The sequence below is a fragment of the Paenibacillus tuaregi genome, assembly GCF_900086655.1.
In the GTDB taxonomy this organism is placed as follows: Bacteria; Bacillota; Bacilli; order Paenibacillales; family Paenibacillaceae; genus Fontibacillus; species Fontibacillus tuaregi.
On record NZ_LT575476.1, the window covers coordinates 4906383 to 4932041 of the forward strand.

General features: G+C 45.6%; 13 protein-coding genes and 1 pseudogene. 1 reads left to right on the forward strand and 13 read right to left on the reverse strand.

What is annotated here, in order from left to right; all coding sequences use genetic code 11:
* From BN6628_RS22075 to BN6628_RS22120, 10 genes and pseudogenes are all read right to left on the reverse strand, one after another.
* Positions 1-619, reverse strand: a pseudogene (locus BN6628_RS22075) (hypothetical protein); the annotation flags it as partial.
* 434 nt (positions 620-1053) lie between these two features.
* The gene (locus BN6628_RS22080) at positions 1054-1473 is read right to left on the reverse strand and encodes a hypothetical protein (protein WP_068620608.1); all 420 of its coding nucleotides are present in this window, start codon (positions 1471-1473) and stop codon (positions 1054-1056) included.
* 198 nt (positions 1474-1671) lie between these two features.
* Complete coding sequence (locus BN6628_RS22085; protein ID WP_068620610.1) at positions 1672-2400, reverse strand: response regulator; 729 nt, start codon at positions 2398-2400, stop codon at positions 1672-1674.
* Position 2401: 1 nt separating this feature from the next.
* Positions 2402-3565 (reverse strand): sensor histidine kinase, encoded by a 1164-nt coding sequence (locus BN6628_RS22090; RefSeq protein ID WP_068620612.1) that lies wholly within the window; start codon positions 3563-3565, stop codon positions 2402-2404.
* A 50-nt stretch (positions 3566-3615) separates the two neighbouring features.
* The gene (locus BN6628_RS22095; RefSeq protein WP_068620614.1) at positions 3616-6318 is read right to left on the reverse strand and encodes a stalk domain-containing protein; all 2703 of its coding nucleotides are present in this window, start codon (positions 6316-6318) and stop codon (positions 3616-3618) included.
* Between the two features lie 747 nt (positions 6319-7065).
* On the reverse strand, positions 7066-11079 hold the full coding sequence (locus BN6628_RS22100; protein ID WP_068620616.1) for an Ig-like domain-containing protein: 4014 nt from the start codon (positions 11077-11079) through the stop codon (positions 7066-7068).
* A gap of 309 nt (positions 11080-11388) precedes the next feature.
* Complete coding sequence (gene metK / locus BN6628_RS22105) at positions 11389-12591, reverse strand: methionine adenosyltransferase (RefSeq protein WP_068620618.1); 1203 nt, start codon at positions 12589-12591, stop codon at positions 11389-11391.
* Between the two features lie 199 nt (positions 12592-12790).
* Positions 12791-13072, reverse strand: a complete 282-nt coding sequence (locus tag BN6628_RS22110; RefSeq protein WP_068620620.1) for an alpha/beta-type small acid-soluble spore protein — start codon at positions 13070-13072, stop codon at positions 12791-12793.
* A 110-nt stretch (positions 13073-13182) separates the two neighbouring features.
* Positions 13183-13746 carry a hypothetical protein gene (locus tag BN6628_RS22115; protein ID WP_068620622.1) on the reverse strand — a complete coding sequence of 188 codons (564 nt, stop codon included), beginning with the start codon at positions 13744-13746 and terminating at the stop codon, positions 13183-13185.
* Between the two features lie 113 nt (positions 13747-13859).
* Entirely contained in the window at positions 13860-16439 is a 2580-nt protein-coding gene (locus BN6628_RS22120) for a hypothetical protein (protein ID WP_235847684.1), read from the reverse strand.
* A gap of 155 nt (positions 16440-16594) precedes the next feature.
* Between BN6628_RS22120 and BN6628_RS22125 the strand changes: the two genes are divergently transcribed.
* Positions 16595-17101 (forward strand): stalk domain-containing protein, encoded by a 507-nt coding sequence (locus tag BN6628_RS22125; RefSeq protein ID WP_068620624.1) that lies wholly within the window; start codon positions 16595-16597, stop codon positions 17099-17101.
* Positions 17102-17225: 124 nt separating this feature from the next.
* Here BN6628_RS22125 and BN6628_RS22130 read toward each other — a convergent pair whose 3' ends face one another.
* The 3 genes from BN6628_RS22130 to BN6628_RS22140 form a co-directional block, all read right to left on the reverse strand.
* Positions 17226-20738: an Ig-like domain-containing domain gene (locus BN6628_RS22130; RefSeq protein ID WP_068620626.1), complete on the reverse strand. Its 3513-nt coding sequence runs from the start codon at positions 20736-20738 to the stop codon at positions 17226-17228.
* A gap of 501 nt (positions 20739-21239) precedes the next feature.
* Entirely contained in the window at positions 21240-21581 is a 342-nt protein-coding gene (locus BN6628_RS22135; RefSeq protein WP_068620628.1) for a hypothetical protein, read from the reverse strand.
* Between the two features lie 173 nt (positions 21582-21754).
* On the reverse strand, positions 21755-25645 hold the full coding sequence (locus BN6628_RS22140) for an S-layer homology domain-containing protein (RefSeq protein WP_068620630.1): 3891 nt from the start codon (positions 25643-25645) through the stop codon (positions 21755-21757).
* Positions 25646-25659 lie beyond the last annotated feature (14 nt).

Sequence of the window (25659 nt, forward strand, 5' to 3'; positions counted from 1 at the left end):
GCTGTGCGAGCTGGGCGGCAGAGGCCCAGCCGCCTGCAAGCTCCGGCAGGCGGCTCTCGAGCAGCTGCTTCAGCTCAGGCAGAAGCAGCGAGCGGCCTTGAAGCAGCCGCGTTAATTCCGCGGCAGCTTCCACGAGCCCACGCAGCTCAGCTCCTTCCTGGCCACGGGAAGCCAAGAGTTCTGCCGCATACGGACTGTACCCTTGTTCCCGTATCCAGAGCCATTGTGGACGGAATAGCGCTCGCCCCTCCCCCTGCCGTCCCCTTAACTCCCCCATCTGCCCCCGCTTCAGCTGTTGTCTTTGCTCTATCTTCTGCTTCTTCCCTCTTGCCCTCTTCTGATCTCCTTCATTTGACTTCCGCCCCCACAAACGTGCGCACAACCTATCAAGCCAAGCAAACCAATCTGTCAGCTCAAAGCTATCCATCCGTGAATTCAACTGGGCTTCATCACGCACATGAATCGCCCGACCAAGCGGAATGTCTGCTCCAAGCAGCACAAGCCTGTCCGCCTCCGCTCCGGTCTGCTGGGCCCACCAAACCAGGTCAGTGCCAAGATCAACTGTCACCACACTCGCCCATTGTTCTTTTCTCCGCACAGCATATAGATCTGCCTTCATATCTCTTCCCCCTCTAAAATCTCATGGCCTTCTAACTTCTGCTTCTCCCAGTTAAACCCGCCCCCTACCGCCATAACTAAGACACTCAAAATACTGATATCTGGTTCCTTAATTCCTGTTAACCATCCAATTAGCTACACAGAACAGTAGGTGGATTTCATTAAGATATAGTTCACCTGTACACCTCCTGATCTTTTTTATAATCCCAATAGCCCCGATCGCCCGGCTATAAGGTTTCTTAATATCACTCCCCTTCTTGCGTTTACTTTGTTCTCCCGCTATCCCGCCAAAACAGCAAAAAGCACACTCCCGGCCGCGGCCTAATGAGTGTGCTTCACATGGTTATACCCTCTATTCGATTGTCTAAGTGACTATTGAGAACTTCTAAACCAGCAGCAGAACGGCTGCTTCCCATCCTGCCCATTTGTAAACGTTTAAACATGCACATATGGAATTTTGGCCGCCTCCATAGGCAAGCGGAGGTCAATGATCAGCGCTGTTTCTCCCTCTGCCTTCCCCGCCTGCCGCCATAGTTCATCTTCTTGGACTGCACCGGATAGCTTAATCACGGAAAGCTCCAGTTCCCCGGATTTGTGAATGCGGTGCGTAATTGCCAGGGTATCGTCTTCAGAATCTTCATCGAACACGGTAATTCGGCAATCTTTGCCCCGTATGCGGCTATACCAGGAAAGTGCACGCAGGTACCATTCCATCTGCTGCCCATGATTTCGGGTAACCAGAATATAATGCTCCCGCCGCGGCTTATCGGCTTGTCTGCGGATATACAGTCTGTGCATGAGATGGACCAGCATCGCAGCAAGACCATAACATAACAGGATCCATACATGAACCATCCTCACTCACCTCCTTATAGCGACAATATATGCCGCTATAAGGCAGTCGGTTCCAAGAGAAGCGTTGCAGATGCCCAAAGCTCGGACAATCCGGCTTCTACCCCCGCCCTCTTAAAACCACCAATGATGAGACTCAAAATGACGTATATTTATTCAACATCATTACAATCTTCTGCCATTCTAAGGTGTCTCTATGTATTAGAGCGTGACCCATCCAAATTTAATGGCGTTAATTACAGCCTGCGTCCGGTCATCCACTTCCATCTTCTGCAAAATACTGCTGACGTGGTTCTTCACCGTCTTCTCACTAATGAACAAATGTTCACCAATCATCTTGTTGCTGCGGCCCTCAGCCATCAGCCTAAGCACCTCAGCCTCACGGCGGGTCAGCGGATTATCATCTCCGGCCACAAACTTCACACCGGCTTCACGAATTGCGCCGTCCTCAGCAATAGCGCCTGTCTCGTTCAAGTACTCCATGCGGCGCAGCTGATGAATCAGCTTGCCTGTCACCTTCGGATGAATGAAGGCATGACCTTCCGCTACGGAACGGATGGCATTGATCAGCGATTCCGCCTCCATGTCCTTAAGCAGATAACCGGTCGCCCCTTTACGGAGTGTCTCGAACACGTAGCTCTCATCATCATGAATGGACAGAATAATAACCTTGATGTCCGGAAGCGAACTGCGGAGCTTCTCCGTAGCGTCCACTCCGTTAAGCTGAGGCATATTAATATCCATAAGCACGATTTCCGGATTAAAACGCTGACAGCAATCCAGCACCTGGGTACCGTCACTGCATTCAGCTACAACTTCAATGTCTTCCTCCATATTTAAAATCCGCTTGAGACCCTCCCGAAACAGTTGGTGGTCATCAGCCAAGAGAACTTTAATTGGTCGTTTGTTGGTATAAATAAGGTTTTCCATCCTATTGCTCCTTTCTCTTCTCTACGTTAGTCGGGATATGAATAATGATTTTGGTACCCTGATTCTCGGCGGATTCAATCTCCATTCTTCCTTCCAGCAGCTCGACACGCTCACGCATCCCGATCAGCCCGAAGTGGGAATGCTCCTTGGTCTTCTGCTCCAGTGACTCCACCCTGAATCCAAGACCATTATCTTGCACCACAATTTTGATCATCTGAGCCTGGTAGGTGATTTCAACCCCAACAAACGTAGGGTAAGCATGCTTTGCCGCATTGGTGAGGGCTTCCTGCACCAACCGGAAAATAGCTGCCTCCATGGCAGAGGACAGTCGCTGCTCTTTCCCTCTTGTATCGAAAGTTGCACGTATTTTCGATTTTTCCTCATAATCATGAACATATTTACGGAGAGTTGGAATCAGTCCGAGATCATCCAGTGCCATGGGACGAAGATTGAAAATCACTTTTCGCATCTCTTCCAGACTTGCCCTGACCTGACCTTTCAAGTCTACTATTTCGTCCTGGACCATCTTGAATTCCTGCTTCACAAGCATCCTTTCCACAATTTCCGTCCTAAGAACTAGATTGGCCAGAAGCTGGGCAGGACCATCGTGAATCTCCCTGGAAATCCGTTTTCGTTCTTCTTCCTGTGCCAAAATGATCTTCAAGCCGATGATTTGGCGGTTCTTCGCGGATTCAAGAATCCGGGTCACCTGTCCGAGCTCACCGGACAGATATTCCAGTACCACGCCCATTTGACTGCCGATGGTCTCAGCTCGCTCTACTGACTTCTCCACATTCCTTGCCCTTTTCTGGAGTTCATCACGGCGGGCCTTTAAATACATCTCTTTCTCGCGGTAAATCATTAAATCCAGTTGGAGCTGAGTAGCCACCTCGTACGCCTGCTTAATATCCTCTTCCTTGTACCGCACAAAATCCCGGCTGACTTCAGTCAGCCGGATTCGTGAGCGGCGATAATTCAGTTCGAGCTGATCGACCTTCTCCACAGTCTCGGCAGTCTCTTTCATAATCAACTGCACTTCATTATTCAAGGTCTTCAGCTCCTGACGGGCTGAGTCAAGAATTTCAAACATCTGATGCTTGCTGTCTTCCATTACGTTGATAGCGTTCTTTATCACGCGGTCGATCGCGTCGGCTTGAAAATCCACTTGGGCAATTCTCCATTTCTTTCTACCGTGTATATATCAGAACTATCATATCACGACTGGAGGGTAATCGACTTCGTTTTCTGTTCCCATTTTACCGATATTCCAAGCTGTTCAGACACCAAACGTAATGGTACTAAGGTCCTATTATTAACTATGATTGGTGAAACGGCAACCTGTTTTCTTTTACCATTTAGCACGATGTCTTTGCTTCCTACGGTCAAATCAATCAAAGTTCCCCCGCGCAGCACGGTAATCCGCTGATTTGCCCCATCCCAATTCGCCTGTCCGCCAAAATAATCCATTACGTAACGAATCGGCACATAAGTGGTGTCCCCTTTAATAATTGGAGCCACATCTACCGTCTTCTTCATGCCACCTGCCGTAAGGGTCTTCTGTCCAACCGTCATCAGCACGGTATTGCTCTTCACATTGGCGGAGCCAGCAAGATTTGGTACGGAGAACCGGATATTGTCAAATGCCACGCTGCCTGTCAGCGAGCGCTCATCCTGCCCTTCGGCCAAATTCACCACATACAGCCGCTTCAGCTTTGCCGAGGAACCGAGGCCTTGTGATGCCAGATCAATGTTCAGTGTCTTCCAGCCTGTCCAGTCCACCTGGCGGGCCAGATCCACATATACGGATTTCCCGTTCACATCAAACTCAGCACGCGCCCAGTTCAGACTGGAATCCCCCATAACATCGATAGACATCGAGGTTGGATTGGCCGGAACGCTCTTGCCGATTGTTCCGTTAAGCTGTGCGTACGCATACTTGTTGCCTGTGCCGCCAGTCAGATCATAGTCGAGCTGTAGCACCTTGGAGCCAGCATGGTCACCTGATCCCTGCACCACTTGAGCCTTGCCTTTGGCCTCTGCCGGGAGTCCGGTGAAGCTTATCGGATACGATACATTTTCGAAGCTCTCCCAGGTTGTCTGACCGCCTTGGCTGAGCACAATCACCGTGCTGAAGCCGTCATATCTGGCAATTGCATAACCTACTTGTGTGCCAGACTTTACGGATTGTACCGTCAGCGTACCGTCCTTCACACTGCCGCTAAAACCGACAAACTCCCATTTCAGCGCACTTGCTGGCACCTTGACCGAGCCTCCGCTCTTCAGTTGGGCTGTTACGGTGATATCAGCTGATGTGCCTGCCGTCAGCGGAAGCGCCGTAGTGTTGGCGATCAGCCCGTTCAGGTCGCCTCCACCGAGCACATTGACTTTCATGCTCGCCTTGGCCTGGCCGCTTACTGCGGTAACTTCAGCCGCCCCCGGCTTCACTGCTTTGAAGCTCTGACCGTTCCATGCCAAACTGCCGGTACTTGATTTCCAGCTGGCCTGAATTCCCGACGCATCTACAGGGTTGTAGTAGGTGTCATAGCCCTTCAGCTTATAAGAGGCCTCCTGGCCAATGAGCAGCGAGCTGCTGCCGCTGACTTTTAGACCTTTCAGAGAGCCTTGAGGCGCTTCCGTATATACACCCAGACCACTTGCTACCAAGCGCTGGGTTGTTCCCCCATTGGACGTATCAAAAGTCAGTGTTGTGTCGGTTTCAGCAAGCGGACGGTTAACCATGGTGGTCGAGCCGCCTCCGTCCAGGTCAAGCCCTTTCCAGACGCCAATGCTGGTCATAAAGCTCTGAAGCTCGGTGAGCTTCATCCCGCTGCTGCTGTCATTTTTCTGAGCCGCAATAATGTAGGCTGTGTGTCCATCCTTCGAGTACCCTACTGCCGTACGTGCCACCGCGCTGCTGCCGCTGATACTCGTCGTAGACCGCGTGAAGGAGGAAGGCTTGCCCTGATTTACAAGAAGAGTGTGGCCGCCCACCATCATTTTCTGAGCAGATGGATCAAGCGTACTGCCTGTTGTCACCGAACGCAGCTGGTAGTTCGCCTCCACACGCTGTCCAACCGACAAATGCGAGGTGATATAATTCGCCGCTGTCCCGTGCGCGCGCAGAATATATCCGTCTGTTGGGACTGCCCCCTGGATGGCTGCTCCCGGTGAAATCTCCTGGACTACCCCGTTCTGAACCAGCACCTCTGTCGGTGTTGTGGAACTGTCCTTCGGACGGTCCGGCGACTTCCAGGCACTTGTATAAATATACATGGCATTTACATGGCTGAAGCCTTTATTCGGCTCTGTATAATAAGATTCCTTATTGATTCCCGCGAGCGGGAAGGTGGTTCCATCTTCGGCCTTGATGCTGCCGTCAAAAGTATATTCGTCAATCGTCGGTGTGCCATTTTTGCTGACTGCAAAAGCATACATCCCCTGCAATTGGGATGGACTCGTAATCATCGTGCCATCTGAGATCGAGGCTCCCATAGGAACGCCCTGCCCATTGACATTGAAGAAATCGGCATTAACGCCTGCAACCGCTCCAGTCTCCTTGGCCATGCCCTGTACGGACTGGCGGGTCGTCACTTGGCCCCCTTTGCCGGTCATGACATCCAGCTTGACGTACGGGTTGGTCAGATCCACTTGGATCACATCCGCCAGCACCTTGGCGGTTTTGCCTGAGCGGCTGACCGTATATTGATAGTGAACCAGCTTCGTACCCGAAGTGATAATATCTTCGCCAAGCTTCACTACGTTACTGGCCGCTTCAACAACAGCCCCTGATCCTGCGGACAGAGGTCCCACACCTAATACCGGCTGAATCCAGATCAGTCCTGCCAGCGTGACGATGGCAAGACGTTTCCCTCCACTCACGAGTATACTGACATGCTTCTGCTCTTTTTGCTCTTTCATATTATCCCGCTACTCTCCCATCTTCATTGCAAATCTTGTAAAACCTGTAGATCAACCCGCGGACGACATCAAATAAAGGAGCCGCATCAAGGCACCAGCCGCGCTCCTGCTTGGTATACGGAAGCCGTCCAGGAAGTCTTGACAGCCTGGCTCGGTAAGAAAGAAGCCCGCTAGACCAGCCATTGAGGGTTCGTTGAACCGCACCTCAACCCAACTCAACCGGCTAAGGCCGCATCCCAACTGGCTTAAAAATCAAAAGCCGAAAAGCCCCTGTTCCGGGCTCCGGCTGCTTAGGCCCGTTCAATTGGGCCCTCTCTCTCAACATCCGTATTTCTCTTATACAATTAATAGACTGCGAAAAGACGGAAAAGTTACGAAAAACAGCGAAATTCCTCCTTTGTTAGGTATTTCATTCCAAAATCTGAGAGAACTTAATGAATCTCTTCTTCATATGGGGGATTTAAGTTTAAGAAAGAGGATCATTCACCGATGAGTATAACTGTTGAATGAGGAGCAGGAAGATTTGGGAACTATGAGAAGGAGAGAGGTAAAGGGGCAGGGATTGAAGTTCTTAAGATCGGTGAATACGATCAGATCAGCGCGGGAGCCGCGGCAATCAAATATCCCAACGGAACGGTGCTGGCCTTGAGTGGTGAATTTTACCGTTTTAAGCGTAGACCCTACTAATACTCTGCTATGCATAAAAAAACCTATGTCACATATCGACATAGGTTTGGCTTTAAGTTTCTACAAATACCCAAGCTTCGTCAATACCCGCTTCAGCATAACCGCAGCCTGAGCCCGGGTCGCATTGCCTCTTGGATCAAAGGTTGTCAGGCTTGTCCCTTGAATAATACCTTCTTGATAAGCTTTGGCAACGAGATCTTGGGAAGAAATCTTCCTACTATCCTTAAACACCTTCAGTGTCTGAGCCGGTGTGGCTCCGAGCGTAACATTACGTCCTGCTGTGCTCATGGCGCGAACCATCATAATCGCCATTTGCTCGCGAGTAATCGAGTTTAGTGGCTGGAATGTACCGTCTGTATTCCCTGTGATAATCCCGGCCTTGGCAGCAGCATTGATGTACCCAATGGATGATAAGCCGGATGGAACGTCACGGAAACGGCTCCCCAATGAGACGTCCGGAGACAATCCAAGCCCCTTAGCAATATATACTGCGAATTCAGAGCGGGTGATATTTTGATCTGGCTGGAACTGATTGGTATTACGCCCATCAATGATCAGCTTGCTTGCAAGCTCATTAATGTCATTACGTGCCCAATGTGTGTTCACATCCGAGAACAAAGTGATCCCAGTTACTGGGCCTGTAATAATACTGCCTGGAATTTCAGCGGTCAGAACAGTATAATTACCCAGCTTTGCTGCCTTGGAAGGCATGAAAGTGCCGGACCGAGAAGCCGCATCGAATTTTAAAAGAGCTGTCTGTGTTGTTGGTGCACTTTTAGCTGTCCGGATCATCAGCTTGCCCTTTAGATCGAGTACCTGGGCCGCAGGTGTTGATGTAGATGTAACACTTATATAAGTATCCACCGGGTCCTCTACAGCTGCGTAGGTCACCCCAGCTCCTGTATTTGTTGATTGTCCCATTAAGGATGACTTTGAGACACGGTCCAGCTGAACCGTTAAATAGGACGAGGACAGAGTAGACCCTCCAACTAATCTGGATATATCCACAAACGAAATTTTGCCTAGCGGAACCTCATAGAGGGCATCCCCATATCTCACCACCAACGATGGATTGCCTCCACGTGTGTATGCCTCAAGTAATGGCTGCAGAGGAATGGCCACTTTCGCTGCCTTTTCTGTAGCAGGAACTTCAAATCCTAGTGTCCGATCGAGTCCCGCGGTAGCCAAGTAGCTGTACGCTTCCGACAATTTTGCATTGTCGATGGTATATTTGCTAATTTCCTGACCCGAACGTGAGCGATCGCTTGTTTTTGAAGCTGTGCTTGAATTCAACATATAAGCGGCTCTTCCGAACTCGCTGGACTGCAGCATGGACAGATAGGATGGCAATCCATTATTGGATGCCGCAGAATCCGTTAAGTTCTGCAGCGCCATCCTGCTGAAGCTCGGTACCACATTATTGGAACTGTCATAAATAGGTGTTCCGCCTTGGGCATAAGACAAGTCCACCACCTGGCTGGAAGTAACAGGCGAAGTTAATTTTAGGGTCAGTGTACTTCCATCTAGTGCAGCAGACTGAACACCCTTGGTTAATTGATCCGCTGTCACATAGAACAATGTAGTCGGAAGTGACGGTGATGAGTATCTCAACACACTATTAAATACTACGGTCACGGTATCCCCTTTAACTGACGCGGACCGGATATTCTGACTGGCAGTAGAACTATAGTTTACAGGTTCCAGATTAATATACCCTGCCAAATTACCGTTGAGATCACTGATGCCCCCTGAAGCAGGCACATAGGAGACCGTTACTTTTTGTGCTGCCGTAAATGCGGAAGCCAATGTTAAAGTAACCTGATTAGAGTTAATAGCTACGGCTGTAACATAAACCGGTGAGTTGTTCACGAGCACCGAGAACTGGCTTTTCATCGGAATCCCACTCGGCTTCAAAGCCTCATTATACGTAAGTATCACCGTACTACCGCTGCCCTCTGCTTTTGTGAATACAGGTGGCTTCGTATCATAGGTATTGCGGACGAAGAAGTCACTGAACCCTGAAATATTCTGCCCCCGGTAATCCTGGAGCGGATAAGAACCCGGAGAGTAGGATACTTTTACCACTTCCCCATCCCCAACATAACTGGATAGATACAAGTACACGGTACTCCCACTCTGAGAAATGCTGCTGACACCTCTGGAGTATCCATCCGATGTGACCGAGAATTGCCCCGCCGCATAGCTGGATACGCTCTTCAAGCTGTCTCGGAACGTCAGCACCACCATATTTCCACTAACATACCCATCCTGCGGTTTGGGCAGTGCGGAGTCAATTCCGTTGGCCACATCGCGAGCAGAGAAGGAAGCCGCAGCGTTTCGGTTAATATCCTGGATTGGGCGAATGGAGCTGCCTGTATAGCTGATTCGGACATTTTGCCCGACTGCAACTCCCGTCTCCAAAGTGACATATACTGCATCGCCGGATACATACGCGCTGTACAAGCGGCGAATTTCATCATTAACCGTCACTTGGAAGCTCGAAGTAAGCAGACTGACTGAAGAATCCAAGGTCTTATTGTACTGCAGACGAATGGTTGAGCTGTTATACAGCTGGGCACTTTGAAGTACAGGAGCTGTTTTGTCTGCCACTCCAGTGCTGAAGCTCCAATCCTGGGTACCGCTCAATCCGGCAAAAGAAGCCCCCGTTGCGCTGTCCAAAACAGCACCAGCAGCTACGTCCACATAGTAGGTTGCCCCGGCATCCAGGGACGACCGTGGAGAAATAATCAGTTGGGACCCGCTCGCTTGGATGAGCGCCGAAGGAATAACGGTTGACCCAGCCTTACGCAAGGTAACCCAGCCTCCCTGACCGTTCTCCAGGCTGGTAACTGAACCAGCCAGCTTAATGCTGCGGTTAAAAGTCAGAGTAGGCACAACCGAAGTGCTCGCTGTACTGCTCTGATCTGACGGGCTTTTACTGGTCACCGTAAGTTGGGTAGATACGACCGATCCGGTACTAAAGCTCCAACTGTACCCTGCACTTCCGGGAATTGGATTCCCATCGCTATCTCTAAAAGCACCGGATGGCACTGTAACGGTATAATTTGTACCTGCCACAAGTGCGACCTGTGGGGTTATGGTAATCGTATTCGTTCCGCCCCCTGTCACACCAGATGACGTTACTGCCACACTCTGCGCGGACTGGCCGGACGGCTGAATGCTGATGGAGCCGTGATCCGGGTATACCGGACGGCTGAAGCTCATCTTCAGATTACTACCAGGAGCCACACTGGTTGTACGGTCTGCCGGACTAACCGAGTTCAGCTGAACTGCCGCTCCCCGCACGTTAAACACCCAATCAGCAGCTGTATTGAAACCGGCGAAAGGCTGGTTATCGTCATCCACAAAAGCGCCCGGGTCTATAAGCACGTAATAACGTTCACCCGGAGTTAGGCCAGTAACCGTGAACTCAGCGGTGTTGCCGCCGGATATAGCGATCTGAGTCGAAGTCACAGACTGGGAGAACGCAGCAACGTTATCCGATGTCCGCTTAACGGAAATCGTTCCACTTTTGCCTTTATATATCGGCTTATCAAACGCAAGACTAAGTGTTTGGGAAGATGTATTGATAATTGCATTATTGGCAGGAGTCACAGAGGCTATCTTAGGAGCCACACTACCGCTGGTCAGCGTCTTGAACGTATAATCGAACGCCGCTGACGTATTCCCCGCCTTATCTACAAAGGTACCTTCAGACAAACTTATCTTATAATCGGTTCCCGCATCAAAAGTTATCCCGGTGCTGTCGACGTTCCGGATCGTACTGTAAGCATCCACCACACTTGGCGCTACCGGTATCGTTGCAGCTACCGTCGGCGTCCCAGACGGATCCTTCGTCACCGTAATCGTCCCGTTCCCGGCCTTCACCTCCCGGTCGAACTGGACCTTCAAATCTACCTTAGCTGGATCGATCCCCTTCGATCCGTCCACCGGTAGTGTAATTATGGGCTTCAGCGTAGGGTCAGGCTGTAAAGCTGCAGCATTTGCATAGACCGACACAGCCAAGTTCAACACCAGCACTACAGCCAGCCACAATGAAATTCTTCTTCTCAACGGTTACTTCCCCTTTCAAGTCTCTCTCCATATGTAAAATTTGGATTAACAAAAAGACAGTCGTATATCTTATGTCGGCAACTTCTTTGTAAATCTTTAGAAAAGCGTAAAAAGATAATTGAGGCTATGTGAGGGCATCTCTGCCTCCCAAACTTTTAAAAAACAGCTCTACATTTGCTTGGAGTCACATTACTGTTACTGCACAGGACAACCTATTGAAATACCAACACTCAACCATATCCCATATCTGCACAACAAAAAGAGCACCGAAGCTTAATTAGCTCCAGTGCTCTATATAATTGATTAAGCTTACAGACCCGCTTGCTCTCTGAGCAGCTCAGCCTTATCTACACGCTCCCACGGAAGATCTACATCAGTACGGCCAAAATGTCCATAAGCCGCGGTTTGTGCGTAGATCGGACGACGCAGATCCAGCATACGGATGATGCCCGCAGGGCGAAGGTCAAAGTTGTTGCTGACAAGCTCAACGAGCTTCTCTTCGGATACTTTGCCGGTTCCGTATGTATCGACGTTGATCGATACCGGTGTTGCTACGCCAATAGCGTAAGCAAGCTGGATTTCCACTTTGTCAGCAAGACCAGCGGCAACCAGGTTTTTAGCCACATAACGTGCTGCATATGCTGCAGAACGGTCTACCTTCGTAGGATCCTTACCGGAGAATGCGCCGCCGCCGTGGCGAGCATAACCACCGTAAGTATCCACGATGATCTTGCGGCCTGTCAGACCGGCATCCCCTTGAGGTCCGCCAATAACGAAACGGCCTGTCGGGTTAATGAAATATTTAGTTTCTGCATCCAGCAATTCAGCTGGAACAACAGGAAGAATAACCTTTTCTTTAATGTCAGCTTGGATCTGCTCCAAGGTTGCTTCTTCAGCATGCTGTGTCGATACAACAATGGTATCCACACGGGTCGGCTTGCCGTCCACATACTCGATGGTTACCTGTGTCTTACCGTCAGGACGAAGATAGTCCAGTGTGCCGTCTTTACGCACTTCAGACAGACGACGCGCGATACGGTGGGACAGAGCAATTGGAAGAGGCATAAGTTCAGGAGTTTCGTTGGTCGCAAAACCAAACATCAAACCTTGGTCGCCCGCACCAATATCAGCGGTTTCCTTATCCACTTGGGCAGGGTCGCGGGACTCTAACGCCGCATTCACGCCTTGGGCGATATCCGCGGACTGTTCATTCAGTGACGTCAGCACTGCGCAGGTATTATAGTCAAAACCATACTTCGCACGGGTATATCCAATATCCTTGACGGTCTTACGTACGATAGATGGGATATCCACGTATTCGGATTTCGTACTAATTTCGCCGATTACAAGTACAAGCCCCGTTGCAACGGATACTTCGCAAGCCACACGAGCGTTAGGGTCATTAGCCAGAAATGCGTCAAGCACCGCATCAGAAATCTGGTCACAAATCTTGTCCGGATGTCCTTCAGTAACGGACTCGGAAGTAAATAGATGGCGCCCTTTAATGGACATGAATTCTCAACCTCCCATAGGGATGTATGGCCACCGCCAATTCATCCTACACAAAAAATGAACCTTTTCCGAGCGGAAAAGGTTGAAGTACAAGCCTCAAAAGTCATATTAACGTATTTGTACCCCCCTGTCAATCAAGGGACCAGGCTTATGATTCCTTATTCCGTTGTATCCAATTTAAGGTGAATAAGTGCCATAATTATAATGTAAAATGCCGCTCCGCATGCGCCACCAATCGCTTGGTAATTTCCCCGCCGACAGAACCATTCTCTCTCGAGGTTAGATGCCCCCAGCTGCTGGTCGTATGACCACCGCCGATGCTGCCCAGCTCCCCGGAGAACTCCGTATCGGCTGAGCCGAGTGAACCTGCCCCATAACCAACGGGAAGGCCAAATTCCGCTGCGATTTCATATTTCATCTGTCTAAGCGCTTCACGGCTTTGTGGGACGATTTGACGATTTCTCCGACTGTTACTAGCCATTAGAATACACCTCCTGTGTAATTGTTATACAGGATTAGTATCTCTGATATGTTAACTTATAATCTTATGAATGTTTGTTAACTCAAGCAGAACTTGGCGATGGAGTAAGGTTATTTAATGACATAACCTCCGCGTACCATTACGGTTACGCTCATCTTTTGCCCATCAGCTACTTGAATACCCCGGCCTTCTCTTGGAAAAGATAACAGATGATTGCTCTGGGCCGCTTCGCCATTGGCCACATCGATCCCGTCAGTAAGATCCGCGACGCCATTCGCATCTGCACTATAAATAACCGCCTTACCTCCGCGGACAATGAATTCCGTGCCAGCTTTGGCTACCATAGTCTGTCCAGGCTTAAGGGTTACTACTTCAATTCCGTCGCTGGATGCCGCACCCCCAGCTGATGTACCGCCACCAGTACCTGTGCCAGCGCCAGATCCGCTTCCTGTGTTCGGAGTTGGCTTCGTCGGTGTTGAGCCGCCCCCAGTTCCACCACCAAGAGCCTTCTGAATCTGCTGATCCACATAACTCTTTGTCACAACCGGATCATCCGCAGTTCCAGGCTGATTCGCAACACCGGCTCCTTCCGCCTGAAGATTCATTAGCGAGCCTGCCAGCAGCCCACCACCAATAAGAACGGCCGCAGCCGTGATCTTCCAAGTCTTCTTCATGATGTTCCTCCTGCCACTTTAGGAAATTTCTTCTCTTTCTATTAATGATAGAGGTTTTGATAGAGGGAGACAAGGAAAAATCCCCTTCCCGGGGATTTTTCCTTAAGTATTCCTTACCATTCCTCATTAGGCGTAACCTGAACAGTATGGTAGTTATAGCTCTGGTTTGCCAATTTTACTTTCTGTCCCTGGAACTGATCATAAATCGACAGGCTAAATGAACCATATTTCATCTTTTCATAAATTGAATCTTCAACACTAAATGAAAACGTCCCATTCGTTCCTAACTTGAGATCTGTCTCGGGGGCGACTTCCTTCTCCATGACTCTTCCACTAGAATCTTTAATCTCAAAAATAAACTTATGTCCCAAATCCCCTATATTATAATCCGCTGACTTACTTAGGTTGTAATTGAGGTTTACTCGAACCGAAGTAGAGTCACTAAGGTAAGCATCTACCTTGTTAACATTCAAGGTGTACGGGAACAATTCAACGTCCTTAAGTGTGCCCCTTAATCCTATCTGCTTCATATTCACTTCAAGCGCTGCAGCATTCACATAACCTGTAGGCTCAGCTTTCACTGGAGTCAACTTATTCTCTGTAATGCCTTCCCCAAGAACTAACTTCATATCCGAGGCATTGATCTTACTTGGAATCTTGGACCATAGAGCAATTATACTCTTCTCTTCTGGACCCACGGGGGTTTCGATTTGAATTGCTTTAGCTTTATAGTTTTGCCCGCCTGCGGCTTTGTAATAACCAACCATTTGTGACAGATCAATCTGGTGGCTTTCCAAGTTTTTGACTTCAACTTCAGAATAGATGATATCGGAATTAGCTCCTGGATATACTACAGTTCTTAGTATTTTAAACTCCTGCTTACGGCCATCCGTCATCATTTGATACGGACTTTCTTTTTTTATTGTAGGGATTTCTGTTAGGTTGCCGAGATTCGTGAATTGAAACCAAGGAGAAGTAGTCTGCGAGTTACCTTCACCAGATTTCTCAAGCAATGATATCTGAAGTTGACTAAAATCTAGATAGGATGGCAGTTTTGATACAACATACAGATCCGATGATTTGCCTGCTCCTATCAAGCTCACACTCTGTGTATTCACTAGGCGGGTGTCTCCAGTAAGCTTGGCAGAATCAACAGTAAACTGGCCAGTCAATTCAGGAAGAATTATAGTTTTATTACTTTTATTTGAAACAGTAACTCTAGCTGTCAGTATATCACCGTCACTCCAAGGCAATCGCTGCACATTAGATAATGTGAGGCCAAGCAACCCATTATTTGTTTGAAGGAATTGCTCAATTCCTGTTGTATTCTGCATCGGACTGGCCTCTGGAAGTGCAAAAACTCCCACTGGATAAGTAAAAGGAACATCCTTGTTTGTGTTTGTAGTTCCGCCCTCTTTATCTGGAGGTGTGACGGCCTGTGGAGCATTAACGAAAAGCTTCATTGCACCTCCGGTCATATTGGAGGGCACTGTAATATTAAGTCTCAAATTTCGCTCATCTTCAGGTTTAAGAGTCATATTCTCTATACCTTGAACCTGAATGGGAAGTGTGTAGCCAGTTGAAGTATGAAGTACAAACTCATACTTAGGAACTGCAACTGTTGTTGTACCGATATTACGTAAATTGAATTGTATAGCTAAGTCACTGCTATCATAACTTTGGTTCATCCATGCGCCCTTAACAGTTGCTGAGATTTTCCCATTAGGAAGAGTAATGATCTTGTCTTTATAAGGCTCTACTGTAATAGACTGATTCTTTGTTGTAGGAAGTTGGAAAGTTGCTAATGGCAAACTTAACTTCGTCGTCTCATCATCTTGAATAACCTGAAGTTCTAAATTCTTAAGCGGCACCTTCTTAGGAATTGAGGCCATAAAATTTAGCTTTTTAGTGTCCTGTGGCTGAACCCGATAGTCCACACTTGTTGAATCAGCAGTAAGTGGATAGTTGGACCCGTTCGCAGTCTTGACGACCATTTTCACTTTTGGGTCTTCGAACAATTTAGAACCGATATTACGAAGATCTACAGTTACTCCTACATAATTATATTCACCTGATTGATACGTCGTTACCTGATTCATATACATCTTGATCGGCGCTTCATTAATGCGGAAACTCTTGGCCTGCCCTACAGGAGTAGAGGTCAGGTAAGCTGCCGGAACTTTAAATGATCCAACATTATTCTCGTAATTTGGTTTACTAAAATCCCATTTTACGATCTGAAACGCAAGATCACTAATTTTTGTGTTTTTTCCAGTGTTAACTACATAGGTTAGAGTCATTGAGGAACCAGGTGCTATACTCTTCTTTGCAGCATCTGTAGACTTAAGCTTAGCACTATAAACGGATCCCCCACTGGATCGGACTCTTGTCCAATAATCTGTCAGATCCAAGCTTCTAGCCTCACCGTTACTGAAGGTAAGGCTGTATGTTAAAATACTTCCTTCGTCTTGGGTTAGGATATTAACTTCGGATAAGCGTACCGTGCTTTTTGCTGTTAGTTTTACTGCTGGTAATGCATTAATTGTATGAACTACAGGAACTGATATTTTACTAGTAGTCGTTTTACTTTTATTCTGAACTTTGGTATTGGACGCATTCGTCGTGCTTGTCACAGTGCTTCCTATAATTAGAGATAAGCCCAAAGTAACAGCCGTCATCGGGATCTTCTTCAAACTGTCTTCCTCCTATGGCAATATAAGGTATTAATATTAAAACGTTTGATAATCAAAAATGTTTCGTTATTTTCCTTTAAAAATTAAAATGGCTATTTTCAAATGCTAACTAACTGGGTAATATTATGGTAATAAACCCCAAGGAGTGATACATAGTGAAAAAAATGATTATTGGATTAACCGTTGGAATGCTTATTGGCTCTTCTACTTTAGCCGTAGCGGCTAACTCTAAATCGATTCTGGCTTCGTTGGCCAAATACAATATTGTGGTGAATGGTCAAGTCAAAGAAACAGTTTCTAGCCAATTAGAGTACAAAGGGACAACTTATCTACCAATTCGAGAAACTGCAGGAATTTTCGGCTATAACACTCAGTTTGATGCTAAATCAGGGAGCATTAGTTTCACCACTATTAAGGATTGGATTACACTTTCAGAATTTGAGAATTTGAATGCTATCACCATTGTTTCTACAAAAGATGAGGGCATTTATAACGTTACTAAGAAGGGGAAAACATTATTTTTAATAGACGCGTCTAAACTTAAAGATGGAGACGAAACAACATCTGTTGATAGTGATGGTAAAGTAATACACATTAAAAAATCACTAGGGGCTATTTACTTAAAGAAAGCTGACATTGATAAAATTGGGTTATATGTATAAGTTTTTCAAGCAAAAGAAACCTTTGATTAAGTTAACACTTAGTCAAAGGTTTCTTTTTAGTTGAAGCATATCATACAATAAGAAAGACCTGTGCAATGGCACAGGTCTTTCTTTTGTTCTGATATTAAAGAGCTACTGGAGCACTTGCAGAAGTATTTCCAGCCAGATCTTCAACTGTTGCGTCAATTGTCGCACCAGCAGCAGGATCAGTAGTTGTAGTCAATACAACAGTCTTATTATCAGTACCTAGTGCTGCGCTAAGAACGACTTCAGTGCCATCCGCAGCAGCACCATTAGTATCAAAAACGTAGTTTGCTACATTTTCAGCATCAGCTTTTTTAACAGCTTCACTGAAAACTACTGTAATTTGTTTAGCACCAGTTTTGGTCGCTGTAAAAGTAGGAGCAGTTTTATCAACTTTGAAGTTAACTGTAGTTGATTTACCTTGGTTAGTAACTACCAGTTTGTAAGTTCCGTCAACACTGATAGGTGTGCCAGTTGTATAAGCAACTGCAGCGGCTCCATCTTTCGACAATGTAGCTGTTCCTGCAGTGAATGTAGCAGCCACATCAGTTTTGTAAAGACCGTTTTCAGTAACACCAGTTACAGTTGGAGCCGGTGTAGTGTCTATCTTTCCAACTTGGGTCCAGTAAACTGATGATGCAGCAGCTTTATTACCATCAACATCTTTAATTTCAGATGCATCAGCAATCACGCTTACTTTATACTCATCAGTTGTTGCTACCCCAATTGTAATATCAACAGATTTACCATCCGCACCAAGAGTAGTAGTGTAGTTAGTCACAGGCAATCTGTCACCTGTTCTAGCGTTAGTCACTACAAGGTCATATTTGTAGTTATCTGCATTCCCACTAAGCTTTTCACTAAATGGAAGGTTAATCTTATTGTTGTCAACAATCAAACGAGTTTGATTAGCTTGCAATTGAACAACCGGCTTCACACCATCTTTAACTGCAATGTTTGTTGCAGCGGTAGCAACTGCAAGACCAGTAACTGACTTGATTGCACTGTTAGCTTTAACTCCGATTGTAATAGGAGTTCCTGCAGCATCATAAAGACCAGTTTCATTTACAGTTCCACTTAGAGTGACAGTAACAATGTCGCTAGCATCTGTAGTAACAGATCCGATAGAAACACCAGTACCACCAGTCACTTCAAAGTCACTTGCTGTTGCTTGACCGATAGGCTGATCAAATCTTACTTTGATTACACCTTTCGAAGTCAATTTAGCTGGTTGAGTAGTATCGTCATCATACTTAGCAGCAAGACCTACAGGGTTGCTGTTAATTGCTACTGGAGCAGCACCGAAGTTAGTGATGATGTTACCAGCTACGTCTTTCAATGCCAACAGTTGGAATGCTGTCACATTAGCACCAGCAGTTGATTCATTGATGCCTACGCGAGCGTTATCAATGTATTCAGGGAATACGATACGAACAGATTTACCATTTTGAAGTGGAGTCACTTCTGTACCAGCAGGAAGTTGTTGAGTCTTATTGTTAATTACAACAAGGTAGTTACCTGCTGATCCAGCACTTGCCAATTCCAGTTCTTTGCTGAAGTTAATAACCAATACTCGGCCACTACCGGAGTTGGAAGTATACTCTGGGTTTTTAGTATCTTTACCAGTCAATTTTGTGCTGTAATCGGACATTGTATTTTGCAGTTTTGTAGTATCTCTTACACCAGAAATTTTAAGAGTATAAGATGAGTCAAGGGCACCGTAAGTGCTCAGAGTAAATACTTTGTCATCGGAAGTTCCGTTAGCACCAACAACTGATCTTACAGGTACAACGTCACCGTTTGATTTAGTAAGAGTGAAGTATTTAACATCTTCGATGCGAACTTGTTTGTTGAATTTCAAAGTGATCTTAGTGTTATCAAGGGAGCTGATTGACACTTCTGTCACTTCAGGTTGAGTACGATCAAGTTCAGCTTTTACCTTAACTTCAGTTTCTTTGATTTGATTTCCAGAGTAGTCCTTAACTCCTTCTACAAACAGGCTAGTTTCATATCCTGGCAGGCTATTCTTTGTGAAATCAAATGCGTATACAGTAGAAGAGATACGTGTGAAGGAACCAGCTTCTTTTTTGTCATTACCGGATTTCCAGTATACATTCGAAGCATTGATTGTATCAGGATCTACTTCTTCGCTGAAAGTCAATGTCACTCTCTCAAGAGTTGCATTGTTGCTTACTACAGTTGGTGCAGTAGTATCTTCAGCTACAGTAAAGTCAACTTCTTTAGTAAGAGCTTTGAATTTGTTGTAGTCTTCAACGCCAGATACTTCAAGTTTGTGCGCACCTACAGACAGATCTGTAGAAGAATAAGGCTTCAGCACAACTTCACGAGCACCTGCAGTTACAGAACCGAAGAACGATTTGCCGTCAAGTTTGAAATTAGTAGAGCTAGCTGTTTTGATTGGCTCAGAGAATGTTACTTTGATCGCTTTGGTTCCAAGTGCTTTCACTTCAGAAACTTCTGGAAGCGCATTATCAATTGGAGTGAATCCAAAATTTGTAACATCAACTGTTTTGTCTCCAGCTTTTACGTTTCTAACCGAAAGTTTGTAAGCCTTTTGGTTCTGAAGCACGTTGCCGTTAACTTCTTTAACTGCCAAACGAACAGTTTTACCATCAGCCAACAAAGTAGCAGAGTCAATTTGTACAGAGCTGTCTACAGAATACTTATCTTTGTCTTCTGCAGATGCTTGATCAACAGTACCATCAAATGCTACTTCGATTTCTTTCAGGTTGTTTGCTGTAACAGCTTGAACTTTAGTTGCAGTAGTCACAACATAAGTAACCTTAGTTGCAATTGTATTGCCTTTGGAATCTTTGAACTCAACTGCAGTTTCTTTGTTAGCTTCAAGAGCTTTGTCAAGTTTTACCTTAACAACTTCGCCATTGGAAAGTGTGAACTCAACGTTGTTAGCGTCCACTACTTTGTAAGAAGCAACAGTTGGGATGGAGCTCTTCTGATCGATAGTATAAGCAGCTACAACCACTTGGGAGCGAGTTGCGGCAGCTTGGAAGTTAAGGTTCTTCTCGAGCAAACCAGCGTTGATCGCTGCTTGAACGTAGCCTTGAGCCCACTTAGTAGCACTGTTGTCAATGCCAGTAGTTGGAACTTCAAGGTTCAGAGCACGTACAAGAACGGTAGCCAATTCTTCTACAGACACGTTACCGTTGAAGTTGAAGATTTTCTTAGCTTCATTATCACCTTTCATGATACCAGCAGCAGCTACTGCTTCGATGTAAGGTGCAGGCCATTTAGCGTCTTTCTTGTAGTTCTTGTCGTTGAAAGAATACACACCAGTGATTTCTTTCAGGCCTTTAACTTTAACGATCACTTTAGCAAGTTCTGCACGAGTGATTGTTTTCTCCAAATGAGCGGAACCATCTGCATATCCATTCAGGATGCCTTTAGCTTTCAAAGCATCAAATTGTTGTTGTGGTGTGAGGGACTCAGCACCGAATGCTACAGAAGCAAACATGGAGAATGCCATTGCTGTAGACAATGCTACGGATAAAATTTTCTTCATAACCTTTTTTTCTCCTCCTTGAATATCTTTCACTTGAGAATTTTCTTTAAATGTATAGCTCATGTTACTCATTAGCCGATACACCCCCTTTCCCGAGTTGAGCGAGTTACTATAAATTATGTCTGTGAACGGGCCACAGAAACTTGTAAACTTTTGGAGCATGTAGAAATAGAGTAGTTTCCTAATCCTACCTTGACATTATACAATGGGTCCCTAGAGCCGTAAAGAACATTTTTCTAGTAAATAGACAAGTTTCCCTATGAGGGACATTATGGATTGTCTAAATTGGTCGCCCGTTGTTCATGTTCTACATCTTAAACGCAGGTAAAATCAAAAAGTTGCGGGTTTGCGAAAAAAAATTAAAAAGTTGTTATGACTTAGTATTCGCGCCCTCATATTCAACAATCTCCCAGGGATGGGGCTTTACGGGTTTTAGTATAGCATGGCTGTATCTTCCAGTCATTAAGCAAGTTTTCCCAATACAATACCCTGGATTTTGCCAATTCAAACATAAGAAAAAGACGTCCATAAACGAACGTCTCCTAATAATATATCGTATTTCACTTTCAATTATTACCTTACTTTCATAGCCAAATCAATAATACGTGCGCGCATCTGAGGATCAGAGCTCAGGTTCGTGTACATATTCTCGATTGCCTGCTTGTTGTCCTTGTAGGTCTTCTCGTGCTTCATGGTGACATGTGACCAGTCGATCAGCGCGTTTTCTGCCAGTGTCAGCTCATTAAATGCATCGTGGAAGCCAGTCTCCATGACAAGGCCTTCCATAACCTCTTGAGTAACTTCCTGCAGCTTCGCAGTCTCCTCAATCTTCTTCTCCAATACTTTCGCTCTATCCTCAAATTTCGACTTTGCTTTCATATAATCCAGCTGTGCTTTCGATAACAACGGTTTCATGTACTTGTTCACCCTTTTGCAGAAAATGTCTATTACTCTGTTATTGTATCCTAATCTACGAATAATTACAAAAAGATGTAATTGGAAATTACAGTTTGTCCCTCTATTGCTAGAGTTGTCATTAAAATACCCGCCTGCAAGCTTGACGCTCACAAGCGGGTAAAGGTTAGGGATTAGCTTAAGTTTTTAGGGAAGACCTTAGTTCCCTTTTTAAGCAATTCTACAGCTATCTTCCCTGCCTCCGCACGGGTCATGTTGGATTTAGGATTAAAATTATATGCAGGTTTCTTTTGCCCGGCTTGAGTCACTGGAGTACCTGACATGATTTTCGCCTGGGACACTGCCTGAATCGATGGCATAGCATACTTATCCATTTGTCCTGAGTCAAGGAAGGACTTCGCCAATGTAGCCTCAAGCTTGGCATCATTTACAGCCAACTTGAGTTTAAGAGCACGTGCAATCATCACTGCAGCCTGCTCACGGGTGATTGGCTGATCTGGAGCAAATACGCCTTCTGTCTGTCCAGTTACAATCCCAGCTCTGGCAGCTGTCTCGATATGAGCGTAATCCCATGTCTCAGATGCTGCACTTGGCACAAGATCCACAAATGTCTGATTGTTATCATAGTTCAAAGGTAGATTTAGACCTTTCACCAGCAGGGTCGCAAACTCCCCTCTGCTCGTTTGGTCATCTGCCCCAAATTGCTCGAAGCGAACATTCTTCATAAGGCCTTTTGAGTACAAAGCATTCAATATATTACGGGCCCAACTATGATTCGTAATATCTTTGTATCCGCGGCTCATCTTCATTACTGTATAATATCCGAACTCATCAAAAGGAACAGTGACGGTATGCTGCCTAGTATCTACTTCTCCACCAATATTCTCCCATTGACGATTTTTGGTGTACCTGAAGACAGTAACCGTTGTGCCGGCTTCATCAACAACGCTTGGATTATACGCAATAGTAAGCGTACCGCGTTGGGAAGGCTTTACAATGCGTTCTGCCGGAGTCTGCGGATCTCCGAATAGCCCTTCAACTGAATATGGAGCCAGGCCATTTGTTGACGGCTTATAGCCTGCCGTTCCCTTCGCACCTTGTTCTCCTAATCCTCCGTTAATCCAATATACTTCAGATATTCTGCTGAAATTGTTATTTGTATTTAAAAAGTTGTAGTAATAATCATCTGTGATTTTCCAGACAGGGTTCCCCTTCTCATCAACAATCCCGGAATACGCAATGATATTGCCATAGTCATTCCGACGTTCCACAATGCCGTTTGCCGGATCAGCAATACCAAAGAGAAGCTTAGTATCTGGATAGAACTTAGTTATCCCACTAGTGTCCACACTCTTCATTACTGTTGCTTTAGGAAAGCTTAGTTGGAGCGCTTTGTTAAAGACTGAATATTTCGCAGCTACTTTCGGAGCCATGAATTCAGCATCAACCCCTACCGTTCCCGTGTAGTATACATTGATCGTACTTGTATTCGTCACACTGCCACGAACGACCTGAATCTTAATAGGATTAGACTTATCTTGTTTTAATCCAACATAATCAAGAACAAAGCGGTTCTCGCCAAGGTCGGTACGTTTCACCGCAGGGACTTTATCAATAACAACTTGTGAAGCACCCTCAGCTTCAATATCAAAATGAACAAAGTTTTTAGTTACTACATATTGATCGCCTACTGTAGGTTGAGGGGCCAGGATGCGATAAGAACCAGCCTCTCTGATTAATTCTAACTTTTGAGTAGTTTTTGCACCTGTTTTGTTAATTAATTCTAAAGTATAAACATAGGTGCCCGGCGCATCTGTAGTCAAATCTCTAACACGCATTACAAAGTCATTTTGAGTTCCAGAGAAATCATAAGAATATCTTGTTCCACTGAAAGTTACATTTTCATTAGCTGTATTATTCGCAGGTAGATCAACGGATAAAATGTTCTTTGTCCCTAGATTCAGGTTAGCCTTAACAGCTCCAGTTCCACGAAATACTAAATCGAATGTTTTCAAACTCGTTGTGTACTGATTATTTTTGTAAATAAAATCAGGGGTCAAATTAAAAATCTTTGCAATTTGCGGGTTATCGGAAGAATAACTATCCTTACTCGGGAACTCTGGCCGATCCTTACCTACTGCAGGTTGAAAATTGGTCACTGTGGATACATTGCTATCATTTATATAAATTCTTAGCTCTTTTCGTACCTGACGTGACTGCCCCTTATCGTCCTTACCTGTGCCTGTAAAGACAAGTTTGTTCTCTCCAAACACAAGAGGTCCGGATTCAGCTGAAATATTAATAGGAAATTCAAATTTTCCATCGGCACCCAGCCAGTTATCCGTACTGGACTTCACCTTTACGCCATTCGCAAAAGCTTCCGCTGTAAAATACTGGCTTAAGTTATCGAAATCAACATATTGACCTTTTACTGTTAAAGTTTGAGCTCCATTAGAGTCAATATTATAAGTCTGCCCATCCGTTAAATTCTCTACATAAATATAATTTTTAGAAGCAAACGAGATGGTTACATCTTTATATGCTGATGACTGATCATACTTAAATCGAACGGTTTGGTTTCCGTTTTGGAACCCTTCGATTAGGTAAATGTATTGTGTATCAGAGATAGTTTTTGCCAGTTTAACACTAATACTCTGTGTAGACAAAGGAAGGTATTGAGCCAAGAGCTTGTCCGGATCTGCCGGCTTGCTATTAGTGCTAACCTTAATATAAAAGTTACCCGAGTCAATCTTGGCACCATCCAGCGCCTCGCCTGTAGGTACGGTTGTACTCGCTGGGTCAGTATATCCTCTAAGATACTTCATATCTGTAATTACAGTCTGCCCCTGTTTGTATTGGAAATCGACTGATTTACTAATTGTACTAGTGCCATAGGAAACACTAAGAGCATGGCTTTGGCTTACATTAATTACATTTGAGCTATCTTTGCTAAAAAGCAGCGGATCTATTACGAAGGTAACCAGACGGTAAGAAGGTGTATTTTGCCCTAATCCTGGAATATAAACTTCATCCGTACCCGAAGTCGTAATTTTGCCACTAGCATCGAGTTGCAGACCTCCATAATAAGTTGGAGTCACTGCTGTCCCATTTACCTTAATTGCCCCGTTGCCGTTAAATGGCTTGCCGCTATCATCTGGTACTAGCATTTGTGCATATACCTTGGCCTTGTCACTGTTTTCAGTAAACACAGGTACATTATTCAATAGATTCTGTGCATAATTCGCGCTATCTACAAGATACAACCCAACAATTGGATTCTTCTGATCGTAGTAGTACAGTAAATATTTGAATGTCAGTGTATCTGAGCCATTCTCAACTATGAGTTTTAACTCATTTAATCCAGGACTAATTTTGAATTGCTGAGAGAAGAATGTACCGTCCTGAAGAATTGTTGTCGGCAGAGGAGTGGCATTATTCACCGACACGGTAATCTTGGTAGCGTTCTGAGCCTTCCCTTCAAGTGTGATCTGATCTTTAGGAACCACAACTTGGGAACCTTCATTAAGGTTAAGCTTGTCTGCTCCACCTAGGACCTTCAAACTCTCTACATAAGGAACCTTATCAAAAAGAATATAAAATGACTCTGAACGTTCATTTAATCCTTGAGAGCCTCTAAATGTGATTTGGTTCATCCCTGGATACAGGGTCAGATTTGCCGTAAACCGATTATCTGGGCTGTTTACATCCAACTGTATTACCCCTGGAGCCACGTGGGTAGCATCCTGTATCCAGCTTCCATCGGATCCCTGTGTTAATTGCTGCACATTCACAGCAAGAGTAGAACCTGTTACTTTCGTATAGGTGCCTGATACAGGCACCGAGGAACTGGTTACATGATATACATTTGTTCTTGAAAGTTGATTAGCACTATTTTTAGGAAGTGTTAAGTCAACAGTGTTTCGAAGATCTGCAATATCAGGTGTAAAAAAACTAGTCGGTTTCAAGGTAGCCGCCGATACAGTCCCCGTCAGTCCCACCGGAACCAAAGATACCAACAGTGTCAACAACATAAGCCATATTAACGGCTTTTTCGTGCGCTGCATGTATGAATCTCTCC

What these genes read in the sequence shown, in the direction of transcription:
- BN6628_RS22110 (WP_068620620.1), bottom strand. Translation starts at nt 13,072, where the DNA reads ATGGCTAGTAACAGTCGGAGAAATCGTCAAATCGTCCCACAAAGCCGT.
- metK (WP_068620618.1), bottom strand. Translation starts at nt 12,591, where the DNA reads ATGTCCATTAAAGGGCGCCATCTATTTACTTCCGAGTCCGTTACTGAA.
- BN6628_RS22130 (WP_068620626.1), bottom strand. Translation starts at nt 20,738, where the DNA reads ATGAGTAACATGAGCTATACATTTAAAGAAAATTCTCAAGTGAAAGAT.
- BN6628_RS22115 (WP_068620622.1), bottom strand. Translation starts at nt 13,746, where the DNA reads ATGAAGAAGACTTGGAAGATCACGGCTGCGGCCGTTCTTATTGGTGGT.
- BN6628_RS22095 (WP_068620614.1), bottom strand. Translation starts at nt 6,318, where the DNA reads ATGAAAGAGCAAAAAGAGCAGAAGCATGTCAGTATACTCGTGAGTGGA.
- BN6628_RS22080 (WP_068620608.1), bottom strand. Translation starts at nt 1,473, where the DNA reads ATGGTTCATGTATGGATCCTGTTATGTTATGGTCTTGCTGCGATGCTG.
- BN6628_RS22140 (WP_068620630.1), bottom strand. Translation starts at nt 25,645, where the DNA reads ATGCAGCGCACGAAAAAGCCGTTAATATGGCTTATGTTGTTGACACTG.
- BN6628_RS22085 (WP_068620610.1), bottom strand. Translation starts at nt 2,400, where the DNA reads ATGGAAAACCTTATTTATACCAACAAACGACCAATTAAAGTTCTCTTG.
- BN6628_RS22135 (WP_068620628.1), bottom strand. Translation starts at nt 21,581, where the DNA reads ATGAAACCGTTGTTATCGAAAGCACAGCTGGATTATATGAAAGCAAAG.